Here is a 21,629-nt window from a genome sequence, read left to right on the forward strand (position 1 = left end):
GCCAGAGCGAGCAAGGTGCCTTGAAACGAGGCGGCATTGATCTTTCGATCATGCCGCCGAAGTTGAAAGGCAGATTGCCGCTCTGGCGGGTTTGCAGCGTCAACTGGTTACGCGGGCTGGTAAGCCCGCGTAACCCTAATAATTGGCCTCGTAACCGTTGCCGTCGCCGGTGGGCTGTTCGTAGTAGTCCGAATCGCTCGAATCGCTTGAGCCATCGGAATCGTCAGAGCTGACCGATGAGGTTGCGGTGCCGTTTGCGTAGTCGTCAGACGTGTTGTTGCTGAGGTCGCCGATCGTAGAGCTGGAGCCGTCGGAAAGACCCATGGTGTTGGGACCCTTGGGATCCTTGCCGGCATCGACGCGCTCCATCATTTCCTTGAGCTCGTCCTCGTAGACAAAGACGTAGCTCACACCGTCGATCATGGTGCTGTCGTCGGCGTACGAGGGCAGGTTGGCCGAGTAGATACCGTCGACATCCATACCGCGCATGGCATTGACCGTAGCCACGATATCCTGAACGCTCATATCGGTTACGAGCATATCGGACAGCGAATTAACCAGGCCAAAGATCTTCGTGGCATCGAAGTTATTGAGAATCTGGTTGGCAAGGGCGCCAAGCACCTGACGCTGGTGGCGCATGCGCGTGTAATCGCCGTCGGCATAGGTGTAGCGGCAGCGGGCATAGGTAAGGGCGGTGGCACCGTCCATATGCTGCTGGCCAGCGGTAATCTTAATATCCAGGTGCTCGGGGTCGTCAACATCATCGGTTGCGTTAATGTCGATACCGCCAACCGAATCAATCAGCGCCTGCATACCGTCGAAGCTGACCTCGGCATAGTGGGAGATCTGAACACCGCACAGCTCGTTGACCGCCTCGACCATGGCCTCGGCGCCGCCAACGGTATGGCAGGCGTTGATCTTCATGGTCTCGCCCTTGTACTCGACCTTGGTGTCGCGCGGAACGGAAATGAGCGTCGCCTGCTTTTGCGTGGGGTCGATGCGAGCCAGGATAATCGAGTCGGCACGATACGTATCCTCGCCCGGACGGCCGTCGGTGCCAAGAAGCAGCACGTAGAACGGATCCTTTGCCTCATCGGTGTCAACCAGAACCCGACGCAGATTGTCAGTAATGACATTAGAATCGCCGAGCTTGCCCATAATGGTGGCAAACCACAGGCCGGCAGCGGTAGTGGCACTCAGCAGCACGCCAAGCACGACAATGAGCGCGACGTGACGAATCGTGTGGCTACGGCGACGTTGACGAGCGCGCTCGGAATAGCGAGCCACGTTATCGCGACTGTAGATCTTGGCCTGCGCACCAGTTGAGGGTCTTCGGGTGGTGGTATCCGCGAGGGGCTTTTTATTAAACATAGGCAACCTGTATTAGTAGATGACGGGATCGGGGACGGTAGCATGCTCGACATGCGCGCCAAGCGCCTGCAGCTTTTCGACAAACTGCTCGTAGCCGCGCTTGATGTGATGGATAGCCGAAACCTCGGTCGTCCCGTCGGCGATCAAGCCCGCTACGACGAGGGCCGCTCCGCCGCGCAGATCGGGCGAGGTAACCTGTGCACCCGAGAAGCCCTTGACGCCATGAATCATGGCATGATGGCTCTCGATACGAATGTCGGCACCCATGCGCACCAGCTCAGAGGCAAACATAAAGCGATTCTCGAAGATGTTCTCGGTAATAACGGAACTGCCGCCGGAGAGGGCGGAGAGCACCATAATTTGTGCCTGCATGTCGGTCGGGAAGCCGGGGAACGGAAGCGTCTGGATGTCGACAGGCTTGATACGCTCGGCACGGTTCACATGGACGCCATCCTCGACGCGCTCGCAGTCGATACCCATGAGCTCCATCTTCTTGAGCACCATACCCAAGTGAATGGGACAAAAGCCCGTGACATCGACACCGCGATCGTCTGCCATCAACGCACCGGCGACGATAAAGGTACCGGCCTCGATGCGGTCGCCCACTACGCGATGGGTAACAGGATGCAGCTCTTCCACGCCCTCGATGGTCACGACAGGCGTACCGGCGCCAACAATCTTGGCGCCCATCTCGTTGAGCATGTTGGCGAGATCGACGATCTCGGGCTCGCGGGCGGCATTGTCGATAACCGTGGTACCCTGCGCGCGCACGGATGCCATAATGAGGTTCTCGGTCGCACCGACACTGGCGAACTCGAGCGTGACGGTGGTGCCGCGCAGGCCCTGAGGCGCGCTGGCGTTGATATAGCCGTGGGCGGTATCAAACTCGACGCCCAGGGCCTCAAGACCAAGAATGTGCATATCGATCTTGCGAGCACCCAGGTTGCAGCCGCCCGGCATGGCAATTTTGGCGCGATGGAAGCGGCCCAGCAGGGGTCCCATGACGGCGGTGGAAGCGCGCATCTTGGCAACGAGCTCGTAGGGGGCCTCCCATGAATCGACCTGAGAGGTATCAATCTCGAGCGTGTGCTCGTCGAGAACATCGATCGTAGCGCCCATGCCCTTGAGCACCTTGCCCATCACGTGGACATCGGAAATATCGGGCACGTTCTGCAGCGTCGTCTTGCCCGGCGCCAGAAGCGTTGCCGCCATGAGTTTGAGCGCGGAGTTCTTGGCACCCGAGACGGGCACGGAGCCTCCGATGGCGTGGCCACCCTCAACGCGGATAATATCCAAGGTCTACCCTTTCAAAAAGCATGCCCGGGGTGGCTGGGCCATCCCGGGCATGATGTGTTCGCAAATGGTCGAACGCTAAATCGTTTGACTATTGGGCAAGCTTGAGCTTACACCATGCGATTTCATTATAGAGGTAGGCGCGGCGTGCATCATCCTCCGACAAATTACCCAGCTTCTCTTCAAAACCTTGAATATCAGCTTTAAGCTTGTCGGCATCGACGGTCGCCAAATCGCAAGCGCGCTCGGCGAGAACGGTCACGACATCGTCCGCAACCTGGGCATAGCCGCCGGCCACGGCAAACGTGTGGTCGACAGTGCCCATGGCCTTATCGGAAACGCGAACGTAACCGCGGTCGATCGTGCAGATCTCGCTGGAGTGAGCAGGCAGGACGCCAAACTCGCCATCCGTGGACGGAATCGACACAAACGCAGCGTCGCCCTCATAGGCGCAGCTCACGGGGCACACGATGCGGATACGCATAACCTACTTCTCCCCCATCTTGCGGGCGCGCTCGCGCACGTCCTCAATCGTGGAAGCATAGCGGAAAGCCTGCTCGGGCAGGTCATCGGCCTTGCCGTCGACAATCTCGGCAAAAGAGCGGACGGTATCCTCGACGCGGACGTAGACACCGGGGTTGCCGGTGAACTTCTCGGCGACGTGGAAGGACTGCGAGAGGAACTGCTGAATCTTACGGGCACGGTTGACCGTAAGGCGCTGCTCCTCGGACAGCTCGTCCATACCCAGAATGGCGATGATGTCCTGAAGGTCGGAGTACTCCTGCAGGAGCTCCTGGACCTTGACGGCGACACGGTAGTGCTCCTCGCCGACGATCGAGGGATCGAGAGCGTCGGAGGAAGATGCGAGCGGGTCGATAGCCGGGAACAGGCCGAGCGACGAAATGCTACGCGAAAGAACCGTGGTGGCGTCGAGGTGCGTAAACGTCGTGGCAGGCGCCGGGTCGGTCAGGTCGTCTGCGGGGACGTAGACAGCCTGGACGGAGGTAATGGATCCCGTCTTGGTCGAGGTAATGCGCTCCTGGAGGTCACCCATCTCGGTAGCCAGTGTGGGCTGGTAACCAACGGCGGACGGCATACGGCCCAGCAGTGCGGAAACCTCGGAACCCGCTTGGGAGAAGCGGAAGATGTTGTCGATGAACAGCAGGACGTCCTGGCCGCGATCGCGGAAGTACTCAGCGGTGGTAAGGCCGGCCAGACCGATGCGCAGACGCGCTCCAGGCGGCTCGTTCATCTGACCATAAACCAAGCAGGTCTTGTCGATAACGCCAGACTCGCTCATCTCGAGGAACAGGTCGGTGCCCTCGCGGGTACGCTCGCCGACACCGGTGAACACCGAGGTGCCGCCGTGCTCCTGGGCGAGGTTGTTGATAAGCTCCTGAATCAGAACGGTCTTGCCGACGCCGGCGCCGCCGAACAGGCCGGTCTTGCCGCCACGGATGTAGGGCTCGAGCAGGTCGACGGCCTTGATGCCGGTCTCGAAGATCTCGGTCTTGGTGGTGAGCTCGTCAAAGCGGGGCGCTGCATGGTGGATGGGGTAGAACTCCTCCACCTCGGGCATGGGCTTGCCGTCGACGGGCTTGCCCATGACGTTCCAAATGCGACCGAGCGTCTTGGGACCAACGGGCATCTTCATGGGCTCACCGGTATCGGTGGCGATGAGGCCGCGCTGCAGGCCGTCGGTCGAGGACATGGCGACCGTGCGGACGACGCCGCCCGGAAGCTGGCTCTCGACCTCAAGGATCGTGCTCAGATGACCGATCGGGGTCTCGGCCTCGACCGTGAGCGCGTTGTAGATCGGGGGCACCGCGCCGTCAAACTTGACGTCGACGACAGGGCCGATGATTCGCACGATGCGACCATCACCGGCAGTCGTCTTCTTGGTGGCTTCCTCGACCGCAAGCTTTACGGTGTTATTAGCCATTACTGTTCCTCCAATGCTGAGGCTCCGCCGACGATCTCGTTAATCTCGGTCGTGATCGAAGCCTGGCGCACGCGACTATACGTGCGGGTAAGGGTCGAGATGATCGCGGTGGCGTTTTCCGTCGCGGAGTGCATGGCCTTGCGGCGTGCACCCTGCTCGGCAGCCGCCGAATCGATCAGGGCCTGGTAGATGACCGTCAGGATATAAGACGGCACAAGCTTGCCGAGAACATGCTCGGGAGAGGGCACGAACTCGAACGTGGACGAGATGCGCTTAGGGGCGTCGGTCTCGTTCTTACGCGGACCGTGGGCCATAGCGATCATCTCGGGGTCGAGCGGCAACAGATGCTCGACGCGAAGCTCCTGATCCACGCGGTTCTTGGCGTGGTGGTAGACAAGCTCGACACGGTCAAGCTCACCGGCACGATACGCATCGCAGATATGAGAGGAGATCATGCGGGCCTGATTGAAATCGGGCTCAGAGGAGTTGCCCTCAAAGTGCATGACGACGTTTGCGCGGTCACGGAAATACGTGGCCGGCTTACGCCCGCACGCGATGATCTCGCACTCGATGCCGTCGTTCGCCCAAGAAGCGGCGAGCTTTTCGGCCGTGCGCTCCACCGTCGTATTGAAACCGCCGGCAAGGCCGCGGTCCGAGGCAATAACGACAATCAGGCCATGCTTGACGCTCTCATGCTTCTGCAGCATGGGATCGGTGCCCGAACAGGAGGCGTCGCCGGCGACCGTCAACATGACGTCGGTCAGCGCCTCCTTATAGGGCTCGGCCTGCTTGGAGCGATCGAGGGCACGACGGATCTTGGCCGTAGAGACCATCTCCATCGTGCGCGTGATCTGCTTGGTCGTGGTAACCGAGGAGATTCGCTTCTTAATGTCGCGAAGGTTGGCCATGGGGCTTAGTTCTCCTCTGATCCAGAAACATCCGAATGGTGCTTGGCCATGAACTGCTGCTTGAAGTCGCCGATGACGCGCAAGAGCTCAGCCTTGGTGTCATCATCGATCTTCTTGACGCGAACCTTGTCGAGCAGCGAACCAAAGCCATTGTCCATGTACTCGATGAGCTCGGCACGGAAGGGCAGCACGTCGGCGATCTCCAGGTCATCCAGGAAGCCCTCGTTGCCAGCGAACAGCGTAACGATCTGCTCGCCAACCTCAAACGGCTTGTAACGCGGCTGCTTCAGGAGCTCGGTCATGCGAGCACCATGGGTCAGCTGCTTCTGAGTAGCCTCGTCGAGGTCGGAGCCGAACTGCGTAAAGCCAGCGAGCTCCTGGTACGAAGCGAGGTCCAGGCGAAGGTTGCCGGCAACCTGCTTCATAGCCTTGGTCTGCGCATCGCCACCGACGCGGGACACGGAGATGCCCACGTCGACTGCCGGGCGCTGACCCTGGAAGAAGAGCTCGGACTGCAGGTAGATCTGACCATCGGTAATGGAAATGACGTTGGTCGGAATGTAGGCCGAGACGTCGCCGTCCTGGGTCTCGATGATCGGCAGTGCCGTCATGGAGCCGTAACCGTTCTTCTTGGACATCTTGACGGCACGCTCGAGCAGACGAGAGTGCAGGTAGAAGATGTCGCCAGGATAGGCCTCGCGTCCGGGCGGACGATGCAGCGTCAGCGACATCTGACGGTAGGCCACAGCCTGCTTGGACAGGTCGTCGTAGATGACGAGCACGTGGCCGCCGGGGTTGGTCTCGCTGGCGGGCTTGCCGTCCTCGCCGTTGTACATGAAGAACTCGCCGATAGCGGCACCGGCCATAGGCGCGATGTACTGCATAGGGGCGGAATCGGCAGCGGTGGCCGAAACGATGATGGTGTAGTCGAGCGCACCGTGCTGAGCGAGGGTCTCGCGGATGTTGGCAACCGTGGAGGCCTTCTGGCCGATGGCGACATAGATGCAGACCATGCCCTTGCCGCGCTGGTTGAGGATAGCGTCGATGGCGATGGCGGTCTTACCGGTCTTACGGTCGCCGATGATGAGCTCACGCTGACCGCGGCCAATAGGCACCATGGAGTCGATAGCGAGCAGACCGGTCTGAACCGGCTCGCACACCGGGGTACGATCGATGACGCCGGGAGCCTTGAACTCGATGGGGCGACGGTGCGTGGCGACGATGTCGCCCAGGCCGTCGATGGGCTGGCCGAGCGGATTGACGACGCGGCCGAGCATGGCACGGCTCACGGGGATATCCATAATGCGGCCAGTGGTGCGGCACTCGTCGCCTTCCTTGATGGAGTCGACGGCACCGAACAGAACGGCGCCGACCTCGTCACGGTCAAGGTTCTGGGCAAGGCCGAAGACGGTCTCACCGGTATCGGAGCTCTTGAACTCCAGAAGCTCGCCTGCCATGGCGCTCTTGAGGCCGGAGACGCGCGCGATGCCGTCGCCTACCTCGTCGACCGTTGAAACCTCATGCGTATCGACCGTCGCGGAGAGGCTCGTGAGCTGCTCCTGCAGTTTCTTGGCGATATCCTGGGCATTGAGGGTTTCGGACATTAGGCTTCACCTCCGTACGAATTAGCAGAGTTTGCGAGGGTCTCCTGCGCGATGCGCAGCTGCGTCTTGACGGAAATGTCACGACGCTCGCCGCGGGCCTCGAGCACCAGGCCGCCCATGATAGACGGGTCGACCTGCTCGATAAGGAATACCTTGCGGCCGAAGTCCTGCTCGCATTTCTTAGTGATGGTTTGACGCAGCTCGTCGTCGAGCGGGATCGCCGTGGTGACGGTCACGCCCACTACATCCTCGTCTTCCTCGGCAACATACTTAAAGGCAGCTGCCACCTTGGGAAGAAGGTCGAGCTGGTCGCGCTTGGACATGGTGTCGAGCACGGCGATGATCTCGGGGCTGGCAGAAGCCAAGCGCTCGATCATCTCGAGGTCCTCGAACACATGGTTCTCGGCCTTAGCGGCTTCCAGAAGGGAGCGCGCGTAGGTCTCGAGCACCTTGTCCTGATAGCGGCTAGTCGGCATTCAGGCTACCTGCTTCCTGGATGTAGCGCTCGATGAGCTTCTTCTGCTCGGCATCGTCCTCGAGTGCCTCGCCCACGATCTTGGTGGCGACGGCAACGGACAGGTCGGCGATGGAGCTCGCGGCACCGGCGTAAATGGACTTGCGCTCGTCCTCGACGGTCGTATGGGCCTTGGCGATGATCTCCTCGGCCTCCTTGTGAGCAGCCTCGATGATACGGGCGCGCTCGGACTCGGCGTCCTTACGGGCCTCGAGAACGATGTCGGCAGCCTGACGACGGGCGTCGGTGACAATCGAGTCGGACTCAGCGCGCTTGGCGATAGCCTCCTGCTTGGTCTTCTCGGCCTCGTCGAGGCTCTCCTCGATCTTCTTGCCGCGCTCCTCCATGGTTTTCATGATGCCCGGCAGGGCGACCTTGGCCAGCACGATCCAGATAATCAGGAAGGCGATAAGCGCCGGGATGAACTCCGCCATCTTAGGGATGAGGATGTCCGCACCGGCAGCGCCGTCCTCGGCGAACGCGGAAACCGGCATGAGCAGCGCGGCCGCGGACGCGGAGAGTGCGATCGCGCTCTTCTGGGATGAAAGATTCATACTTGACGCTCCGTGCTATTTAACGATCAGCGCGACAACGAAGCCGATCAGAGCCAGAGCCTCGCCGAAGGCGGAGCCCATAATGAAGACGGTGAACACGCGGCCCTGGACCTCAGGCTGACGGGCCATAGCGCCCGTAGCACCCAGAGCAGACAGGCCGATAGCAAGACCAGCGCCGATAACACCGAGACCGTAACCGATAACTCCCACGATTCCTCCTTTGTCGTGCGTGTCTTATTTCACGCAGGATAACCTTTTTATAACTGCCGGGCTCCATGGGTACGGGCACCGGCGGTTTAACGAATTACCTTACCTTTAAGGCGCGAACGGAAGACTACTCCTCCTCCGCGACCTCCTCTGCCTCGGAGACATACACGGCGGTAAGGACCGTGAAGACGTAAGCCTGGATGGCGCCGACCACAAGCTCGATCGCATAGATCAGGATGAGGATGGCAAGCCAGGCCAGCGAAGGCAGGGCGCCGACGGCGTGGGCCGCGGAAACCTGCTGAAGCAGCGGCTGCATGAACATGCTCGCCATGATGGCGAACGAGCCCATGACCACGTGTCCTGCGAACATGTTGCAGAACAGACGGACGGCGAGCGTGATGAGGCGCAGGAAGGTCGAGAAAAGCTCGACGACCCACACGAGCACGTTCATCGGGAAGCTCACGCCCTGCGGGGCGAGGCTCTTGGTGTAGCCGATCACGCCGTGAGCCTTGCATCCGTAGTAGATGAAGTACACGAAGGCGAAAATGGCGAGTGCGGCGGTGGAGCCGATTGCGCCGGTGCCGGGCTTCATTCCCGGAATCAGGCCGATCATGTTATTGATCAGGATGAACAGGAAAAGCGAGCACAGGAACGGGAAGTGCTTCTTCCAGTTCTCACCCACGACGCCCTTGCCGATATCGTTCTCGACGTACTCGATGATGTACTCGAAACCGTTGACGAAGAAGCCCTTGGGAACCAGGGTCTGCTTCTTCTTGAACACGGCCAGGACGATCAGGAGCACGATCGTGGAGACGATCAGCCAAAACGAGTACTGCGTGATGCCGCAGCTCAGATCGCCCACGACAGGGGTGGAGCTGAACTCGCTGACCAGATGATTAATCTCATCAGGCAGCTTTTCAAAAATTTCCACGACTTACCTTTCGACCTCATGAGGATCTCGCAGCGCCTTGGCGACACGAACCGCGCAGGCGGCCATAAAGGCCACGAAGCCGATCGCCTCGCCCAGGAGGAACATGCGAAATGCCTCTCCGAACAACACAAACACAACCAAGGTAAAGACGAGCAGGGCGATTGCCGAGACCGCCAGACTCACCATACCCTTGAGCATGTCCGCATTCTGTTTATCGTCAAGAACCGGCTTGAGCGTAAAGACAAAGGGAAGGAAGGCAATTGCGCCCGCGATGGCGCCTGCAACGATAGCGAGCAGATCGGCTATCTGAAACACTGGCGTCCTCACTTTCCTTTTTAACGCTTCACAGAACAGTTCCCGCCAAACATTGGTGACTATTGTACGAGCCAATCGCTAAAGTACAACCGAAAAAGCATCGGTTAATACGCACCTGTTCGTTTTCTTAAGACCTTCTTTATGCCGCAGGTACGGTAATACGTTTTTCTCGAACCCTGCAGGGCAAAACGTCCGTTAACAGGAGTGCGCGCGGTCGCCTTTTGTTCGTCCGCGCGCACCGTTTCTTCGTATTTGCAGCCGCGGCCGTTTAGCCCAGCGACTAGAGCGTGCCGTAGATGCGGTCGCCGGCGTCGCCGAGGCCGGGAACGATGTAGGCAGCCTCGTTGAGATGGTCGTCGATGGCGCAGGTATAGATATGCACATCTGGGTCCTTCTCGGTCAGCGACTTGAGGCCCTCGGGGGCCGCGACGATGCACAGCATGCGGATGTCCTTGACACCGCGCTCGCGCAGGTAGCTGATGGCCATCTCGGCCGAACCGCCCGTGGCAAGCATGGGGTCGACGACCAGGCAGATGCGCTGGTCGATATCCTTGGGCACCTTGCAGTAATACTCGTGCGGCTCGTGGGTGACCTCGTCGCGCTCCATGCCGATGTGACCCACGCGAGCGGAGGGCACCAGGTCGAGGATGCCGTCGACCATGCCAAGGCCCGCACGCAGGATGGGCACGATGGCGAGTTTCTTGCCGGCAAGCTGTTTGAACGTGGCGGTAGTGATGGGGGTCTCGACCTCGACGTCTTCCATAGGCAGGTCGCGCATGGCCTCGTAGCCGTCAAAAAGCGCGAGTTCGCGCACGAGCTGGCGGAACTGGTTGGTGCCGGTGTTTTTGTCGCGCAGGATCGACAGCTTGTGCTGGACGAGCGGGTGATCGACAAGCGTCACACGGGACGCATCGTAGGTGACGGTCATGGATTGATTGCCCCTTTCGTTGCGGCCGCAAAACGGCCTTGCTGACAAGGCGCGCAGCAATGTTGCCGCCGCACGCCATGCATTAGTTTAGCGGTTTGTTGTATCGAGCAGCCCATCGCAGCCCTACTGTGAGGTGCTGAGCGAGCGCCTGACTGCATCACGCCAGCCCGCAAGGTTTTGCTCGCGGCGCTCGGCGGACATGTGGGGAAGGAAGGTCCTAACGATCTGGGCATTTTGCTCCAGCTCTTCCAGGTCTTCCCAATAGCCGACGGCAAGACCCGCCAAGTACGCGGCACCGATTGCCGTGGTCTCCACCGTCTCGCATTGCAGCACGGGGATATCCAGCAGGTCGGCCTGGAATTGCATGATGAACTCGTTGCGCGAGGCACCGCCATCGACAGACAGGCGCTCAATCGAAAGCCCCACGTCCTGCTCCATGGCGCGCAGCACGTCGTAGCTCTGATATGCCATGGATTCGCAGGCGGCACGTACGATGGTCGCACGGCTCGAGGCGCCGGTCAGACCGCACACGATACCGCGAGCATGCGGGTCCCACCAGGGAGCACCCAAACCCGCAAAGGCGGGAACGAAGTAGCAGCCCTCGTTGTCGCTAATCGAAGCAGCGAGTTGTGCCGACTCGCTCACGCTCGAGATGATGCCCATGTTGTTGCGAAGCCAGTTCATCGTTGAGCCGGCGGCAAAAATAGAGCCCTCGAGCGCATAGCTGACTTTGCCGTCCGCAGCGATACCGATGGTGGAGACCAGGCCATTCTTGGATTCGACGATCTCGTCGCCGGTGTTCATGAGCATAAAGCAACCCGTGCCATAGGTGTTTTTGGTCTGGCCGGGACGGAAACAGCAGTGGCCGAACAGCGACGCCTGTTGGTCACCCGCCACGCCCATGATGGGCGGCATGTTGGTCATGATGTCGCTCGCGACGCGGCCGTAGTCGCCCGAGCTCCAGCGAACCTCGGGCATCATGGAACGTGGAACGTCAAAGAGTGCCAGCAGGTCGTCGTCCCAATCAAGCGTATGGATATTAAAGAGTGCCGTGCGGCTGGCATTGGTGTAGTCGGTGGCAAAGACCTGGCCGCCGGTGAGGTTGTAGATGAGCCAGGTGTCGATGGTGCCAAACATGAGGTCGCCCGCCGCCGCGCTTTCGCGTGCGCCGTCGACGTTGTCGAGAATCCACTGCACCTTGGAGGCCGAGAAATACGGGTCGAGCGTGAGTCCCGTGCGGGAGCGCACCAGCCCTTCTGCGCCCTGCTCGACAAGCTCGTCGATCAGAGGTGCGGTACGGCGGCACTGCCATACGATAGCGTTATAGATCGGCTGACCGCTCACGCGATCCCAGACCACCGTGGTCTCGCGCTGGTTGGAGATGCCGATGGCGGCAATGCGGTCGGAGTGGATACCGCTCTTAAACTGGACTTCCATCATGACGGCGATCTGGCTAGCAAGGACCGCCATGGGGTCTTGCTCCACCCAGCCGGGACGCGGAAAGCTGGTTTTGACGCTGCGACGTGCCTGCGCGACGATGCAGCCGTACTCGTCGACGATGGTCGCAAGTACCGAGGTGGTGCCGCAGTCGAGCGCCATGATGTAGGAACCGCCAAAGTCAAACGAGGCATCTTCCATGCCCAGGCTGCCCAGATTCAACGACATCGCTTAAACCTTTCTATTGCATCGGGTCGGACAGGACCCGTTCGATCTCTGATGCGGGAAGTGCGCCTTGGCGCAGGATCTGGAGCTCGCCGTGCTGAAACGACACGATGGTCGAGGCGTCGCGACACGGGGTCTCACCGGCGTCGACGGCAACATCGACCCCCTCCAGGATGCGACCCTCCACCGTGATAAAACTTGCCGGCGCGGGCGCGCCATGCGTGTTGGCGCTGGTGCAGGCAAGGGGGCTGCCACAGGCGCGAATGAGCGCCTGCACCACGGGCGAGGCCGAAGCGCGAAGTGCCACCGTGTCGTCGGCAGCGCGCATAAAGGTCGGCACGCAGGGAGCTGCCTTGACCACGATAGTCAGGGCTCCCGGCCAGCATCGTCGCGCGAGTATGCGGGCATCTTCCGGGATATCCACGCCATAGCGGTCGAGTGCTTCGACGCCATCGACCAGCCAAGCGACGGTTTGCGTGAGTTCACGTTGCTTGAGAGTGAAGATACGGCGATAGCCGGTGCCGAGCGCAGGAACTGCGGCGCCATTGACGGCAGCCTGCGGATCGCGCGGCCACGATGGGAATTCGCTTGTATCTTGGGGCACGGCGTCCGAGAAGGCGTTGACTGCCACGGCGACACCGTAGACGGTCTCGGTCGGGATCAAAGCCAGGCCGCCGCGGCCGAGCACCTCGGCCGTGCGCTCGACGGCAAGCCGATGCGGCTCACGCGTTCCCTCGTATACCCGATAGACCGTCTGCATGTGTATGCCAGCCCCTTACGCTCTGGTGCAAGTTTGTTTACTGTGGGGCATTCTCGCACGAAACGTTCAACCTATTTGCCCAGAGCGCATGTTGGTTTGGTGAGCGGCTCTAGTAGTCGGTGAAAGTGAGGGGGTTATTGGACTGCGACAAACTTCTTTGGCCTGCCGGCGTGACGTTCTTGGGCGGCGTAACGCTCGATGCTGTCTATCGTTATCATCCGACGGCCGTCGACGAGTTCAACATCGAGCTTTCCGGCTTTGACCAGCGCGGTAATCCGCGGAGCGGAGACTTTGAGGTCCAGCGCTGCGTCTTTAAATGTTCGGCACGCCGCTTCCCGAGCGTCCTCGTGGTCGATTTCGACTGAAAGGGCCACGACCTCGGCCGAGCGTTCGTACCCTGCCGGAGTCAAACCGTTGTTGAGGTCGTCGGCCAAAAACGCCATCAGTGCCTCGGTGGCATGGGCAATCGCTTCTTCGCGCGTATCGCCATCGGCAAAGGCGCCGGGAATCTGCGGGAAGCTAGCGCAGTAACCATCGTCTTCTTTTATGAGAACGCAGTCATAGGTAAATCGCTGCCTCATTTTGCCTCCAACTACCATCCAGCTTGGCGACGAATACTTGCCCACGTGCCCTTCTTTGGTCGATCACCACCAGAGCCGTTCACGGTGACAACGCGGTCACCAGAAACATACTTAGCATGACTACCGACTTGCGCGACCTTCACGAATCCATCGTGCTTGAGTAGGGCAATGATTTCCCGAAAGGTAGGAGGTTGCATGGGCCGACCTCTTTCAGCCGTCCTAATTATAAACTACTTTATAATTTTTGCTAACCAGTTAATAAATATTACTGGCGTTGCTTGGGCTCGGTGACGATGGCTCGGACAATGCGGGGGCGATCGGTGAGGTCGTGGACGATACGCACGTCCGAAAGGCCTGCTTGACGACAGAGCTCGGCCGCGGCGTCGAGCGCGCCCTCGTAGAGCTCGCAGGCAAACAGGCCGCCGGCACGCAGCATGTAGGGCGCCGCGTTGAGCAGGCGGCGGAAGATATCGAGACCGTCGGCACCGCCCTCGAGCGCCAGATCGGGCTCAAAGTCCTTGACCTCATGCGGCAGCGAGCGCATGACGTCGGTCGGGATGTAAGGTGGGTTGGAGACGAGCACATCAAAGGTGCCCCACTCTTCGCGGGGAATGGAACTCACCAGGTTTGTGAGGCTGAAGGCGACCTCGTCGGACGTGAGGCCAAGCGCATCACGGTTTTTGGTGGCCAGATCGATGGCGCGCGGCTCGATATCGGTAGCAGTGCAGGTAACGTGGCCGCGGCGCTCCCAGGCAAGGGAGAGCGAAATGCAGCCCGTGCCGCAGCCGACCTCGAGAACGCGGGCAGTGCGGGGCTCGGCTGGGGCAGATACGTTGGCCTCGGCGGCATCTTGCGCGGGAGTCGCCTGTTGGTCGTTGTCCTCAATGGCGATGCCGTATTCGTCGAGCTCGGGCTCGGGGGTTTCCATGGCCTCTGCTTCTGCCGCTTCGGCTTCTGCCGCCTGCGCGGCGGCTTCCTCGGCCTCGCGATCGGCCAGTTCCTCGGCATAAGCGCGACTGCCCAGCACATCGCCGCCTAGCGCCGCCTCGTCGGCAGCTGTGAGGTTGGCGGCACGGCGCTCGGCCGTCGCTCGCTCGTCGGCCAATGCGGCCTCGGCCTTGCGTGCCTCCTCGACCTCATCGTTCCAAGGCAGCTCAACACGCTGACGGGCAGCGGCCTCGGGGCTCAGTACCTCGGCATCCAGATAATTGAGGACTTCCTCGACGAGCATCTCGGTCTCGGGGCGCGGAATGAGCACACCGGGGGCGCACGCGACGTCGATCATGCGAAACTGCGTGCTGCCCGTGATGTATTGCAGCGGCTCGCCCTTAGCGCGGCGGACAACGGCCGCATGCATGGTCTCGAGCTGGGCCGCGTTAAGCGTCTCGTCCATACGCATATATAGGTCAATGCGCGCCAGGCCCGTGGCGGCGCACAGCAGCCACTCGGCAGAAAGACGGGGGTGCTCCTCGCCGCGCTCGGCCAGGTACTCCTTGGTCCACTCGAGACAACGCTTGATGGTCCAAATCTCGTTTGCCATGGGGCCCTCCCCTCTTAAGCGCCGGACGGCGCGCGAATGTCGGAGCAGATTGTAAGCGAGGCCAGCGCTTGGCAAGGGGCGATTGAAGGCGATTATCGAGAATCAGCCCAGAATTTTGCACCGAGCTCGCTCAAAGTGTTCATTCGCTGACGTCTAAATTTGCATTCGTCAAGCTTTTGGCAAGGTTGCCCCAAAACTGACCAATATCTAACCAAGAACTTGCCACATCGCTTGACGCACGACCCATCAAAAATCGCTCCGCGACTTCTTGAACGATATTTTGAGCAATATTTTCGATAGCGGACTTATGCCGTCAATTACCTTAAGCAGGTAAGCAGCTCAAATGACATCACAGCCGACTGAATAAAATATCAAGGCAATGTCACCAATGACTCCCTACGAATCATTTGACAACCAAGGAAACGCCGATGTTTTGGCAATGTCAGCGAGCGACGTCCAGAGCGAACAAGTTGGCATGAAAAAGGCAAGGCATAGACCTTCTGGTCATGCCTTGCCTTTTGAATGACAAATTGTCGCTCTGGGCGGCGCGCAGCGTCGAGTCGTTACGCGGTTTGTAAAACCGCGTAACCTACACGGCCTGTGCCAGCTTCTCGGCACGCTCGGCGGCGGCGAGCGCCTCGATGACGGTGCCGAGCTGGTCGCCCAGGAGGACGCCGTTGTAGGTGGAGTTGAAGCCGATGCGGTGATCGGTCACGCGGTCCTGGGGCTGGTTGTAGGTACGGATCTTCTCGGAACGGTTGCCGTGGCCGATCTGGCTCTGGCGCTCGGCACCGAGCTCCGCCTGCTGCTTCTCGAGCTCCATCTCGTACAGACGGGCGCGCAGCATCTGCATGCAGACTTCGCGGTTCTGGATCTGGGAGCGCTGTTCCTGCGACTGCACCACGGTGTTGGTGGGCAGGTGGGTGATGCGCACGGCGGAGTAGGTGGTGTTAACGCACTGACCGCCAGGGCCGGAGGCACAGTAGGTATCGATGCGCAGGTCGGACTGGTTGATCTGAACGTCGATCTCCTCGGCCTCGGGAAGCACGGCGACGGTTGCCGTGGAGGTCTGGATGCGACCCTGGGACTCGGTCTTGGGAACGCGCTGGACGCGGTGCACGCCGGACTCGAACTTCATGACGGAGTAGACGCGGTCGCCCTCGACCTTGAACTCGATGGACTTAAAGCCGCCGGCCTCGCTGGGGCTGGAGTCGAGCACGGTGGTCTTCCAGCCGCGCGACTCGCAGAAGCGCTGATACATCTTGTACAGATCGCCGGCAAAGATAGCCGCCTCGTCGCCACCGGCGGCGGAGCGAATCTCGACGATGGTGTTCTTGTCGTCGTTGGGGTCGCTCGGGATGAGCATGTACTTAATGTCTTCCTCGAGCTGGGGAAGCTTCTCCTCGTTCTCGGAGATGTCCATCTGGAGCATCTCCTTCTCATCGGCATCGGTCGTATCGTGGAGCATTTCCTTGGCAGCCTCGATGTCATCGAGCGCGCCGATGTACTCGCGCGAGGCGGCGATGAGGTCGGACTGGTGCGCGTACTCCTTGTTGAGACGCGTGAACTCCTTGATGTCGGAGGCAACGGCCGGGTCGGAAAGCTTCTTCTCGAGCTCCTCATAGGCCTTGATGATCTTTTCGAGCTTGTCGCGCATGGCGGGACTCCTTTATATGCGTGAAGGTGAAAATCGGCAGAGTTGATGGGGCGCGCGGCGCCGCTGCGGGGGTAAGCCCGGCTAGAACATGTCGATCTTCAGATACATGCGCATCCCTTCGCGTATGGGGTACATAGTTGCGGTCTAACCCATACATGATAGCGTGCGCAGGCAAACCTGCATATAACCCGCACGGAATGAGTGGACATAGCCGTTGGGGACGTTCATTAACGACTAGTCGTTTAAGAACGTCCCCAACGGCTAACAAAGGGACTGTCGCTTTGTCACATTCTAGAGCGTTTGAAGCAGAGCGATGAAAAAGCGTACGCCCTGGAGGTAGGCGCGGCGGGTGATGCGCTCGTTGGTGCCGTGGACACCGCGCTCGCACTCGTCATCGTCTACCACAAAGGCCGAGAAGCGAATGCACTCGGGGCAAATGCGCTGGTAGTTGGCAGCATCGGTCGCGCCAATCACGGTCGAGGGAACGATACCGATAGGAGCTCCGCCCGCCGCTGATGATCCGTTTTCCTCCGTCCCCTCTGGATCACGGAAATAGCGGGCGGCGATGGCGCGGACGGTCTCGAGTCCCGGTCCGCCGATGCGCGGAGACGGCGAGGGTTCGGAGCTGCCAGGACCGAGCTCGATCTCGACACGGTCGGCGAGCCCCGCCTCGGCAACGGCGACGCGGCAGCAGGCCACGACATCGGCCACACTCGTGCCCTCGAGCATGCGGAAATTGATATTGGCCCACATATCCTGCGGCATCACGTTAGCACCGGTGCTACCGCCCTCGATTTGGGTCGGTGCACAGGTGGTGGTCACGAGCGGATAGAGCTTCTTGCTGGCGAGGCACTCGCGCACGATGGCGTCCTTGTTGGAAGCAATCTCGTCGGCCGTGTAGAGCTCCAGCTCGACGAGCTGTGCGGCAAGCAGGTCCGTGACGAGCGTCGGCCACTCGATATCGCAGATTGCGGTGATGGCACGGCTCAACACCTCGAGCGACGTGCCGCCGTAGGGGTTGGAAGAATGCCCACCCGCGCTCTTTGTCTTGAGCACAATGTCGGCATAACCCTTCTCAGCCAGGTCGGCGTGCATGAGCCAACCCTTGCCCGCGTTGTACTCGGCAGCCGAAACAATACGGTAGTCACCCTCGTCGATCAGATATTCAAGTTCAACACCGCGCTCCTCGAGCACGCGGCCGATAGCTCCAGCGCCGTACTGCGTGGTTTCCTCGTCCTGGCCAAAGGCGAGCAACAGCGAACGCTTGTGCTCCCAGCCGTGCGCCAACGCATACTCAACCGCCTCGAGAATGCCTGCGACCTGATCCTTCATGTCGATAGCGCCGCGACCCCAAATGTAGGTTTCGTCCACCTGTCCGCTAAAGGGGGCGTGCGTCCAGTCGGCCTCGGTACCCGGCACCACGGGGACCACGTCCATGTGGCCCATGAGCATGACGGGTTTGAGGGCGGAGTCGGAACCGCCAAGCGTCACCAACAGCGAGTGGTCGATAAGCTCGACCTCGCCCGCCGCAAACACGCGCGGCCAGGCCTGCTGCATATAGGCGCGCAGGTCGTCGAAGGGCTGCCAGTCCACCGCCTCGGCATCCATGCTCGAGATGGTCGGAAACGACAGCACGCGGCCCAAGCGCTCGCACGCGCCGGCCTCGTCCATATCGGCAAAATCGTCCTCATGCGCAAAGAAGCGCCAAACCTCGGCCATGACATCCTTTCGATTGTGACGACAAAGGCCGCCCCACGGGAGCGGCCCTGCAACGTAGGCGTTTGCGCCGGTTATTTGTCCTCGAGATAGCGCGAGAGGAACTCGCGAGTGCGCTGGTGCTTGGGATTGCCGAAGAGCTCGGCCGGCGCGGCGTCCTCGAGTACCACGCCCTTGTCCATAAAGACCACGCGGTCGGATACGGTTCGGGCAAAGGCCATCTCATGCGTGACGACGACCATGGTCATGCCGTCGGCAGCGAGCTTGCGCATGACCTCGAGCACCTCGCCCACGATCTCGGGGTCGAGCGCCGAGGTCGGCTCGTCAAACAGCATGATCTGCGGATTCATGCACAGGGCACGAGCGATGGCCACACGCTGCTTTTGACCACCGGACAGGCGACCCACGGCGGCGTGCGCGAACTTTTCGAGTCCCACGCTCGCCAGATGCTCCATCGCGACCTTCTCGGCCTCGGCCTTGCTCATCTTTTTGAGCGTGACGGGCGCGAGCGTGCAGTTGTCGAGCACGTCCATATTGTTGAACAGGTTGAAGCCCTGGAACACCATGCCGATGTCCTCGCGCAGCTTATTGATATTGCAGCGCTCGGCCGTAAGGTCCTGGCCGTGGAACCAGATGTGGCCCGCGTCCGGGGTCTCGAGCAGGTTGAGGCAGCGCAGGAAGGTCGACTTGCCCGAGCCCGAGGCGCCGATAATGGTGACGACCTCGCCGGGATTGACAGCGAGGTCGATGCCCTTAAGCACCTCGAGCGAGCCAAAGCTCTTGCGCAGGCCCTCGACGCGGATAAGCGGCTCATTGGTCTGTGCGGCGGCCGCGGTGCCGGTAGTGGCGGTATCTGCCATGATGATTCTCCTCGTCTTGAGCCTAGTTGGAGCTGGGCAGCGTTGCCGGGGCCTCGGCGCCAAGCTTTTTGCCAAAGGCCTCGAGCAGGCGGCTCGCCACGAGCGTCAGGATCAGGTAGACCACGAGCGCCACGCAGTAGACCTCCATCTGGCGGTAGTACACGCCGGCGACCGTGGTAGTAGCGTACATGAGGTCAAACACGCCGATGACCGAAAGCACCGACGAATCCTTGATGTTGATGATGAGCTCGTTGGTGAGCGCCGGAATCGCATTTTTAATGCCCTGGGGGAACACGACCTTGCGCATGGCTTGCCACTGTGACAGACCCAGCGAGCGCGCTGCCTCGGCCTGACCGGGGTCGATGGACTCGATGCCGCCGCGCAGGACCTCCATCATGTAGGCGGTAGAGTTGAGCGAGATGGTGACGAGGCCGGCAGTGAAGGTACTCCAGATCTGGTTGGCCTGGGCGGTCTCGAAGCCCATGCCGCGCAAAACGGTGAAGCCCGCGTAATAGATGAGTAGGCCCTGGACCATCATGGGCGTGCCACGCACGATGGTGGAGTAGATGGTCGCAAAGCCGCGGCCGACACTCTTAAAGAAGCGCACCAGGTCGTTGTCCACGCGATCGAAGGTCTGAATGCGCAAAAACACAAAGAGCAGCGCAAGGAAAAAAGCGATGACGGTACCGAAGGTCGCAAGTGCGATGGTGATCTCGATGCCGCGGATAAAGAAGTCCCCGCTCTTGTAGGTCATGTAGACCAGGCTCGACAAAAAGTCGCTGGGGTTGGAGTCCGAGACAATGCTCACCTGCACCAGGTCGATAAACGACATGACGCAACGGTCGATAAAGAAGATCGCCGCAATAGCAACGACGACATAGCTGCCCAGGCGCGCACCGCGACGACAGCGCTCGGATGCAAACGGCGACTTTTGGCGATAGTCGTTCCAATGCATAAGCTTGGTGACGAGTGCTGCCGCCGACACGACAATCCAAGCCCACAGAATCGCCCAGAGGCAGTCCTGGAACACGCCCGTGGGTGCCAAGAAGCTCAGCGGCGTGGGGTTGCGCTGACTAAACGCCAGACCGAGCGCCGCGATAGCGCTCGTGCCTAGATACACATAACGGTGGTCGGCCTTGATAAAGGAGGCCAGACGATTGATAGCTTTCATGCTGCCTCCCTATGCCGGCTGACGGTCGAGGCACGCGTCCCACATCTGGTCGCGTTCCTCTTGGCTAACGCCCTTAAGCGTCTTATTGATAAGTTTGAGCAGCTTGTCCGAGCCCTTGCGGCAGCCGACGTTTGACGTGACCTCCTGCTTAAAGCCCTCGCCCTCCGCAAAGCGAATGGGCACAATGCCCGGGTTTTGGGCCATATAGCCCTTCTCGTTTTCGGTGTTGTAGGTAACGGCGTCGCAGGTGCCCTGCAGCAGGTTCGAAAACACCGTGGGCACCGAATCGACCGGATTCTTGTGAACGACGCCCGGGATCTCGTCGATGACGGTATCGAGCATCGTGTCCTTTTGGCCGAGCACCGTGGCGCCGCTAAAGTCGCTGAGCTTGGTCGCGCTTTGGTAGGGCGAGCCCTCTTTTACGAACAGGCCAAAGTAGCCAATGAAGTACGGATCGGAAAAGCCGACGGACTCCTCGCGCTCAGGCGTGGCGCTCATGCCGGCGATGATGAGGTCGATCTGGCCGTTGTTGAGCGAATCGATGAGGCCCGAGAAGCTCTGCTTGACGGCAACGGGCTCGCCGCCAAGGGCCTTGCAGAGGATCTTTGCGATCTGAACATCGTAACCATCGGCATAAGCGCCCTGCACGTTGTCGATGGGGATGGTGTACTCGCTGGCCTCGGAGACCTGCCAGTTGTATGGGGCGTAGGCCGCCTCCATGCCAATGCGGATCTTGTCCTTGCCGATCACGGAATCGGACAGGTCTTCGCGACCGCCGCCCGTGGTGGGCTGGACCACCTTGAGCGTGGACGGGCGCTGGCAGCCGGCAAGCGCGCCGGCGACGACGGAAGCGCTCGCAGCGAGGGCGCTACCCAGGAAGATGCGACGACTGCACACCGGCTGGGCCTGCGCGTCGCGCTGTAGTCGAGGTTTCATCTGGTGCCTTCCCAATTTCGTTTTGCTGACAATAAGACAGGATATACGTCAACAACCAGCAGCGCGGCATGTGCGCGAAAAATTAATAGACACACGAGGACGATTGGCACAAAGTAACCTGTCCCCATGTACCACTTGGCATGAAAAAGGCAAGGCATAGACCTTCTGGTCATGCCTTG

At 60.5% G+C, this 21,629-nt stretch carries 22 protein-coding genes; all 22 read right to left on the minus strand.

What is annotated here, in order from left to right; translation table 11 throughout:
- Positions 1-135: 135 nt before the first annotated feature.
- Positions 136-1,371 (minus strand): LCP family protein, encoded by a 1,236-nt coding sequence (locus tag PMX72_RS09300; protein WP_117716383.1) that lies wholly within the window; start codon positions 1,369-1,371, stop codon positions 136-138.
- A 12-nt stretch (positions 1,372-1,383) separates the two neighbouring features.
- Positions 1,384-2,667, minus strand: a complete 1,284-nt coding sequence (gene murA, locus PMX72_RS09305) for a UDP-N-acetylglucosamine 1-carboxyvinyltransferase (protein ID WP_117766713.1) — start codon at positions 2,665-2,667, stop codon at positions 1,384-1,386.
- An 88-nt stretch (positions 2,668-2,755) separates the two neighbouring features.
- Positions 2,756-3,148 carry an ATP synthase F1 subunit epsilon gene (gene atpC / locus PMX72_RS09310; RefSeq protein ID WP_006235718.1) on the minus strand — a complete coding sequence of 131 codons (393 nt, stop codon included), beginning with the start codon at positions 3,146-3,148 and terminating at the stop codon, positions 2,756-2,758.
- Positions 3,149-3,151: 3 nt separating this feature from the next.
- Positions 3,152-4,606, minus strand: a complete 1,455-nt coding sequence (atpD, locus tag PMX72_RS09315; RefSeq protein WP_006235717.1) for a F0F1 ATP synthase subunit beta — start codon at positions 4,604-4,606, stop codon at positions 3,152-3,154.
- The gene (gene atpG, locus PMX72_RS09320; RefSeq protein ID WP_006235716.1) at positions 4,606-5,514 is read right to left on the minus strand and encodes an ATP synthase F1 subunit gamma; all 909 of its coding nucleotides are present in this window, start codon (positions 5,512-5,514) and stop codon (positions 4,606-4,608) included. The genes atpD and atpG overlap by 1 nt, the downstream gene beginning before the upstream one ends.
- A 5-nt stretch (positions 5,515-5,519) precedes the next feature.
- Positions 5,520-7,118, minus strand: coding sequence for a F0F1 ATP synthase subunit alpha (gene atpA / locus PMX72_RS09325; protein ID WP_117797576.1), 1,599 nt, complete (start codon positions 7,116-7,118; stop codon positions 5,520-5,522).
- The gene (locus tag PMX72_RS09330) at positions 7,118-7,594 is read right to left on the minus strand and encodes a F0F1 ATP synthase subunit delta (protein ID WP_271729785.1); all 477 of its coding nucleotides are present in this window, start codon (positions 7,592-7,594) and stop codon (positions 7,118-7,120) included. The genes atpA and PMX72_RS09330 overlap by 1 nt, the downstream gene beginning before the upstream one ends.
- Positions 7,584-8,186: a F0F1 ATP synthase subunit B gene (gene atpF / locus PMX72_RS09335; RefSeq protein ID WP_006235712.1), complete on the minus strand. Its 603-nt coding sequence runs from the start codon at positions 8,184-8,186 to the stop codon at positions 7,584-7,586. The genes PMX72_RS09330 and atpF overlap by 11 nt, the downstream gene beginning before the upstream one ends.
- 15 nt (positions 8,187-8,201) lie before the next feature.
- Positions 8,202-8,396: an ATP synthase subunit c family protein gene (locus PMX72_RS09340; protein ID WP_022094262.1), complete on the minus strand. Its 195-nt coding sequence runs from the start codon at positions 8,394-8,396 to the stop codon at positions 8,202-8,204.
- A 124-nt stretch (positions 8,397-8,520) separates the two neighbouring features.
- Positions 8,521-9,324: a F0F1 ATP synthase subunit A gene (gene atpB / locus PMX72_RS09345; RefSeq protein ID WP_271729784.1), complete on the minus strand. Its 804-nt coding sequence runs from the start codon at positions 9,322-9,324 to the stop codon at positions 8,521-8,523.
- A 3-nt stretch (positions 9,325-9,327) separates the two neighbouring features.
- A complete protein-coding gene (locus PMX72_RS09350) occupies positions 9,328-9,639 on the minus strand; it encodes a hypothetical protein (protein ID WP_035138788.1) in 312 nt (103 codons plus the stop codon).
- 280 nt (positions 9,640-9,919) lie between these two features.
- A complete protein-coding gene (upp, locus tag PMX72_RS09355) occupies positions 9,920-10,567 on the minus strand; it encodes a uracil phosphoribosyltransferase (RefSeq protein WP_271729783.1) in 648 nt (215 codons plus the stop codon).
- Positions 10,568-10,690: 123 nt separating this feature from the next.
- The gene (gene glpK / locus PMX72_RS09360) at positions 10,691-12,232 is read right to left on the minus strand and encodes a glycerol kinase GlpK (RefSeq protein ID WP_089573103.1); all 1,542 of its coding nucleotides are present in this window, start codon (positions 12,230-12,232) and stop codon (positions 10,691-10,693) included.
- Between the two features lie 13 nt (positions 12,233-12,245).
- Complete coding sequence (locus PMX72_RS09365) at positions 12,246-12,989, minus strand: L-threonylcarbamoyladenylate synthase (RefSeq protein ID WP_089573104.1); 744 nt, start codon at positions 12,987-12,989, stop codon at positions 12,246-12,248.
- Between the two features lie 134 nt (positions 12,990-13,123).
- The gene (locus PMX72_RS09370) at positions 13,124-13,615 is read right to left on the minus strand and encodes a type II toxin-antitoxin system HicB family antitoxin (protein WP_128620077.1); all 492 of its coding nucleotides are present in this window, start codon (positions 13,613-13,615) and stop codon (positions 13,124-13,126) included.
- The gene (locus PMX72_RS10330; protein ID WP_089573106.1) at positions 13,582-13,767 is read right to left on the minus strand and encodes a type II toxin-antitoxin system HicA family toxin; all 186 of its coding nucleotides are present in this window, start codon (positions 13,765-13,767) and stop codon (positions 13,582-13,584) included. The genes PMX72_RS09370 and PMX72_RS10330 overlap by 34 nt, the downstream gene beginning before the upstream one ends.
- A 68-nt stretch (positions 13,768-13,835) precedes the next feature.
- Positions 13,836-15,110 (minus strand): N5-glutamine methyltransferase family protein, encoded by a 1,275-nt coding sequence (locus tag PMX72_RS09375; RefSeq protein ID WP_117635551.1) that lies wholly within the window; start codon positions 15,108-15,110, stop codon positions 13,836-13,838.
- A 589-nt stretch (positions 15,111-15,699) separates the two neighbouring features.
- Positions 15,700-16,767, minus strand: a complete 1,068-nt coding sequence (gene prfA, locus PMX72_RS09380; RefSeq protein WP_271729782.1) for a peptide chain release factor 1 — start codon at positions 16,765-16,767, stop codon at positions 15,700-15,702.
- Positions 16,768-17,058: 291 nt separating this feature from the next.
- Positions 17,059-18,486 carry a M20/M25/M40 family metallo-hydrolase gene (locus tag PMX72_RS09385; protein WP_271729781.1) on the minus strand — a complete coding sequence of 476 codons (1,428 nt, stop codon included), beginning with the start codon at positions 18,484-18,486 and terminating at the stop codon, positions 17,059-17,061.
- Between the two features lie 71 nt (positions 18,487-18,557).
- On the minus strand, positions 18,558-19,343 hold the full coding sequence (locus tag PMX72_RS09390) for an amino acid ABC transporter ATP-binding protein (protein WP_117637675.1): 786 nt from the start codon (positions 19,341-19,343) through the stop codon (positions 18,558-18,560).
- A 22-nt stretch (positions 19,344-19,365) separates the two neighbouring features.
- Positions 19,366-20,514, minus strand: a complete 1,149-nt coding sequence (locus PMX72_RS09395) for an amino acid ABC transporter permease (RefSeq protein WP_271729780.1) — start codon at positions 20,512-20,514, stop codon at positions 19,366-19,368.
- Between the two features lie 9 nt (positions 20,515-20,523).
- Positions 20,524-21,450: a transporter substrate-binding domain-containing protein gene (locus tag PMX72_RS09400; protein ID WP_271729779.1), complete on the minus strand. Its 927-nt coding sequence runs from the start codon at positions 21,448-21,450 to the stop codon at positions 20,524-20,526.
- Positions 21,451-21,629 lie beyond the last annotated feature (179 nt).

It is taken from the genome of Collinsella aerofaciens (genome assembly GCF_028207065.1).
GTDB classification, from domain to species: Bacteria; Actinomycetota; Coriobacteriia; order Coriobacteriales; family Coriobacteriaceae; genus Collinsella; species Collinsella aerofaciens_AR.

Coding starts and splice junctions, on each gene's coding strand:
- PMX72_RS09300 (WP_117716383.1), bottom strand. CDS start 1,371: ATGTTTAATAAAAAGCCCCTCGCGGATACCACCACCCGAAGACCCTCA.
- atpC (WP_006235718.1), bottom strand. CDS start 3,148: ATGCGTATCCGCATCGTGTGCCCCGTGAGCTGCGCCTATGAGGGCGAC.
- atpD (WP_006235717.1), bottom strand. CDS start 4,606: ATGGCTAATAACACCGTAAAGCTTGCGGTCGAGGAAGCCACCAAGAAG.
- atpG (WP_006235716.1), bottom strand. CDS start 5,514: ATGGCCAACCTTCGCGACATTAAGAAGCGAATCTCCTCGGTTACCACG.
- atpA (WP_117797576.1), bottom strand. CDS start 7,118: ATGTCCGAAACCCTCAATGCCCAGGATATCGCCAAGAAACTGCAGGAG.
- PMX72_RS09330 (WP_271729785.1), bottom strand. CDS start 7,594: ATGCCGACTAGCCGCTATCAGGACAAGGTGCTCGAGACCTACGCGCGC.
- atpF (WP_006235712.1), bottom strand. CDS start 8,186: ATGAATCTTTCATCCCAGAAGAGCGCGATCGCACTCTCCGCGTCCGCG.
- upp (WP_271729783.1), bottom strand. CDS start 10,567: ATGACCGTCACCTACGATGCGTCCCGTGTGACGCTTGTCGATCACCCG.
- glpK (WP_089573103.1), bottom strand. CDS start 12,232: ATGTCGTTGAATCTGGGCAGCCTGGGCATGGAAGATGCCTCGTTTGAC.
- PMX72_RS09365 (WP_089573104.1), bottom strand. CDS start 12,989: ATGCAGACGGTCTATCGGGTATACGAGGGAACGCGTGAGCCGCATCGG.
- PMX72_RS10330 (WP_089573106.1), bottom strand. CDS start 13,767: ATGCAACCTCCTACCTTTCGGGAAATCATTGCCCTACTCAAGCACGAT.
- PMX72_RS09375 (WP_117635551.1), bottom strand. CDS start 15,110: ATGGCAAACGAGATTTGGACCATCAAGCGTTGTCTCGAGTGGACCAAG.
- prfA (WP_271729782.1), bottom strand. CDS start 16,767: ATGCGCGACAAGCTCGAAAAGATCATCAAGGCCTATGAGGAGCTCGAG.
- PMX72_RS09385 (WP_271729781.1), bottom strand. CDS start 18,486: ATGGCCGAGGTTTGGCGCTTCTTTGCGCATGAGGACGATTTTGCCGAT.
- PMX72_RS09390 (WP_117637675.1), bottom strand. CDS start 19,343: ATGGCAGATACCGCCACTACCGGCACCGCGGCCGCCGCACAGACCAAT.
- PMX72_RS09395 (WP_271729780.1), bottom strand. CDS start 20,514: ATGAAAGCTATCAATCGTCTGGCCTCCTTTATCAAGGCCGACCACCGT.
- PMX72_RS09400 (WP_271729779.1), bottom strand. CDS start 21,450: ATGAAACCTCGACTACAGCGCGACGCGCAGGCCCAGCCGGTGTGCAGT.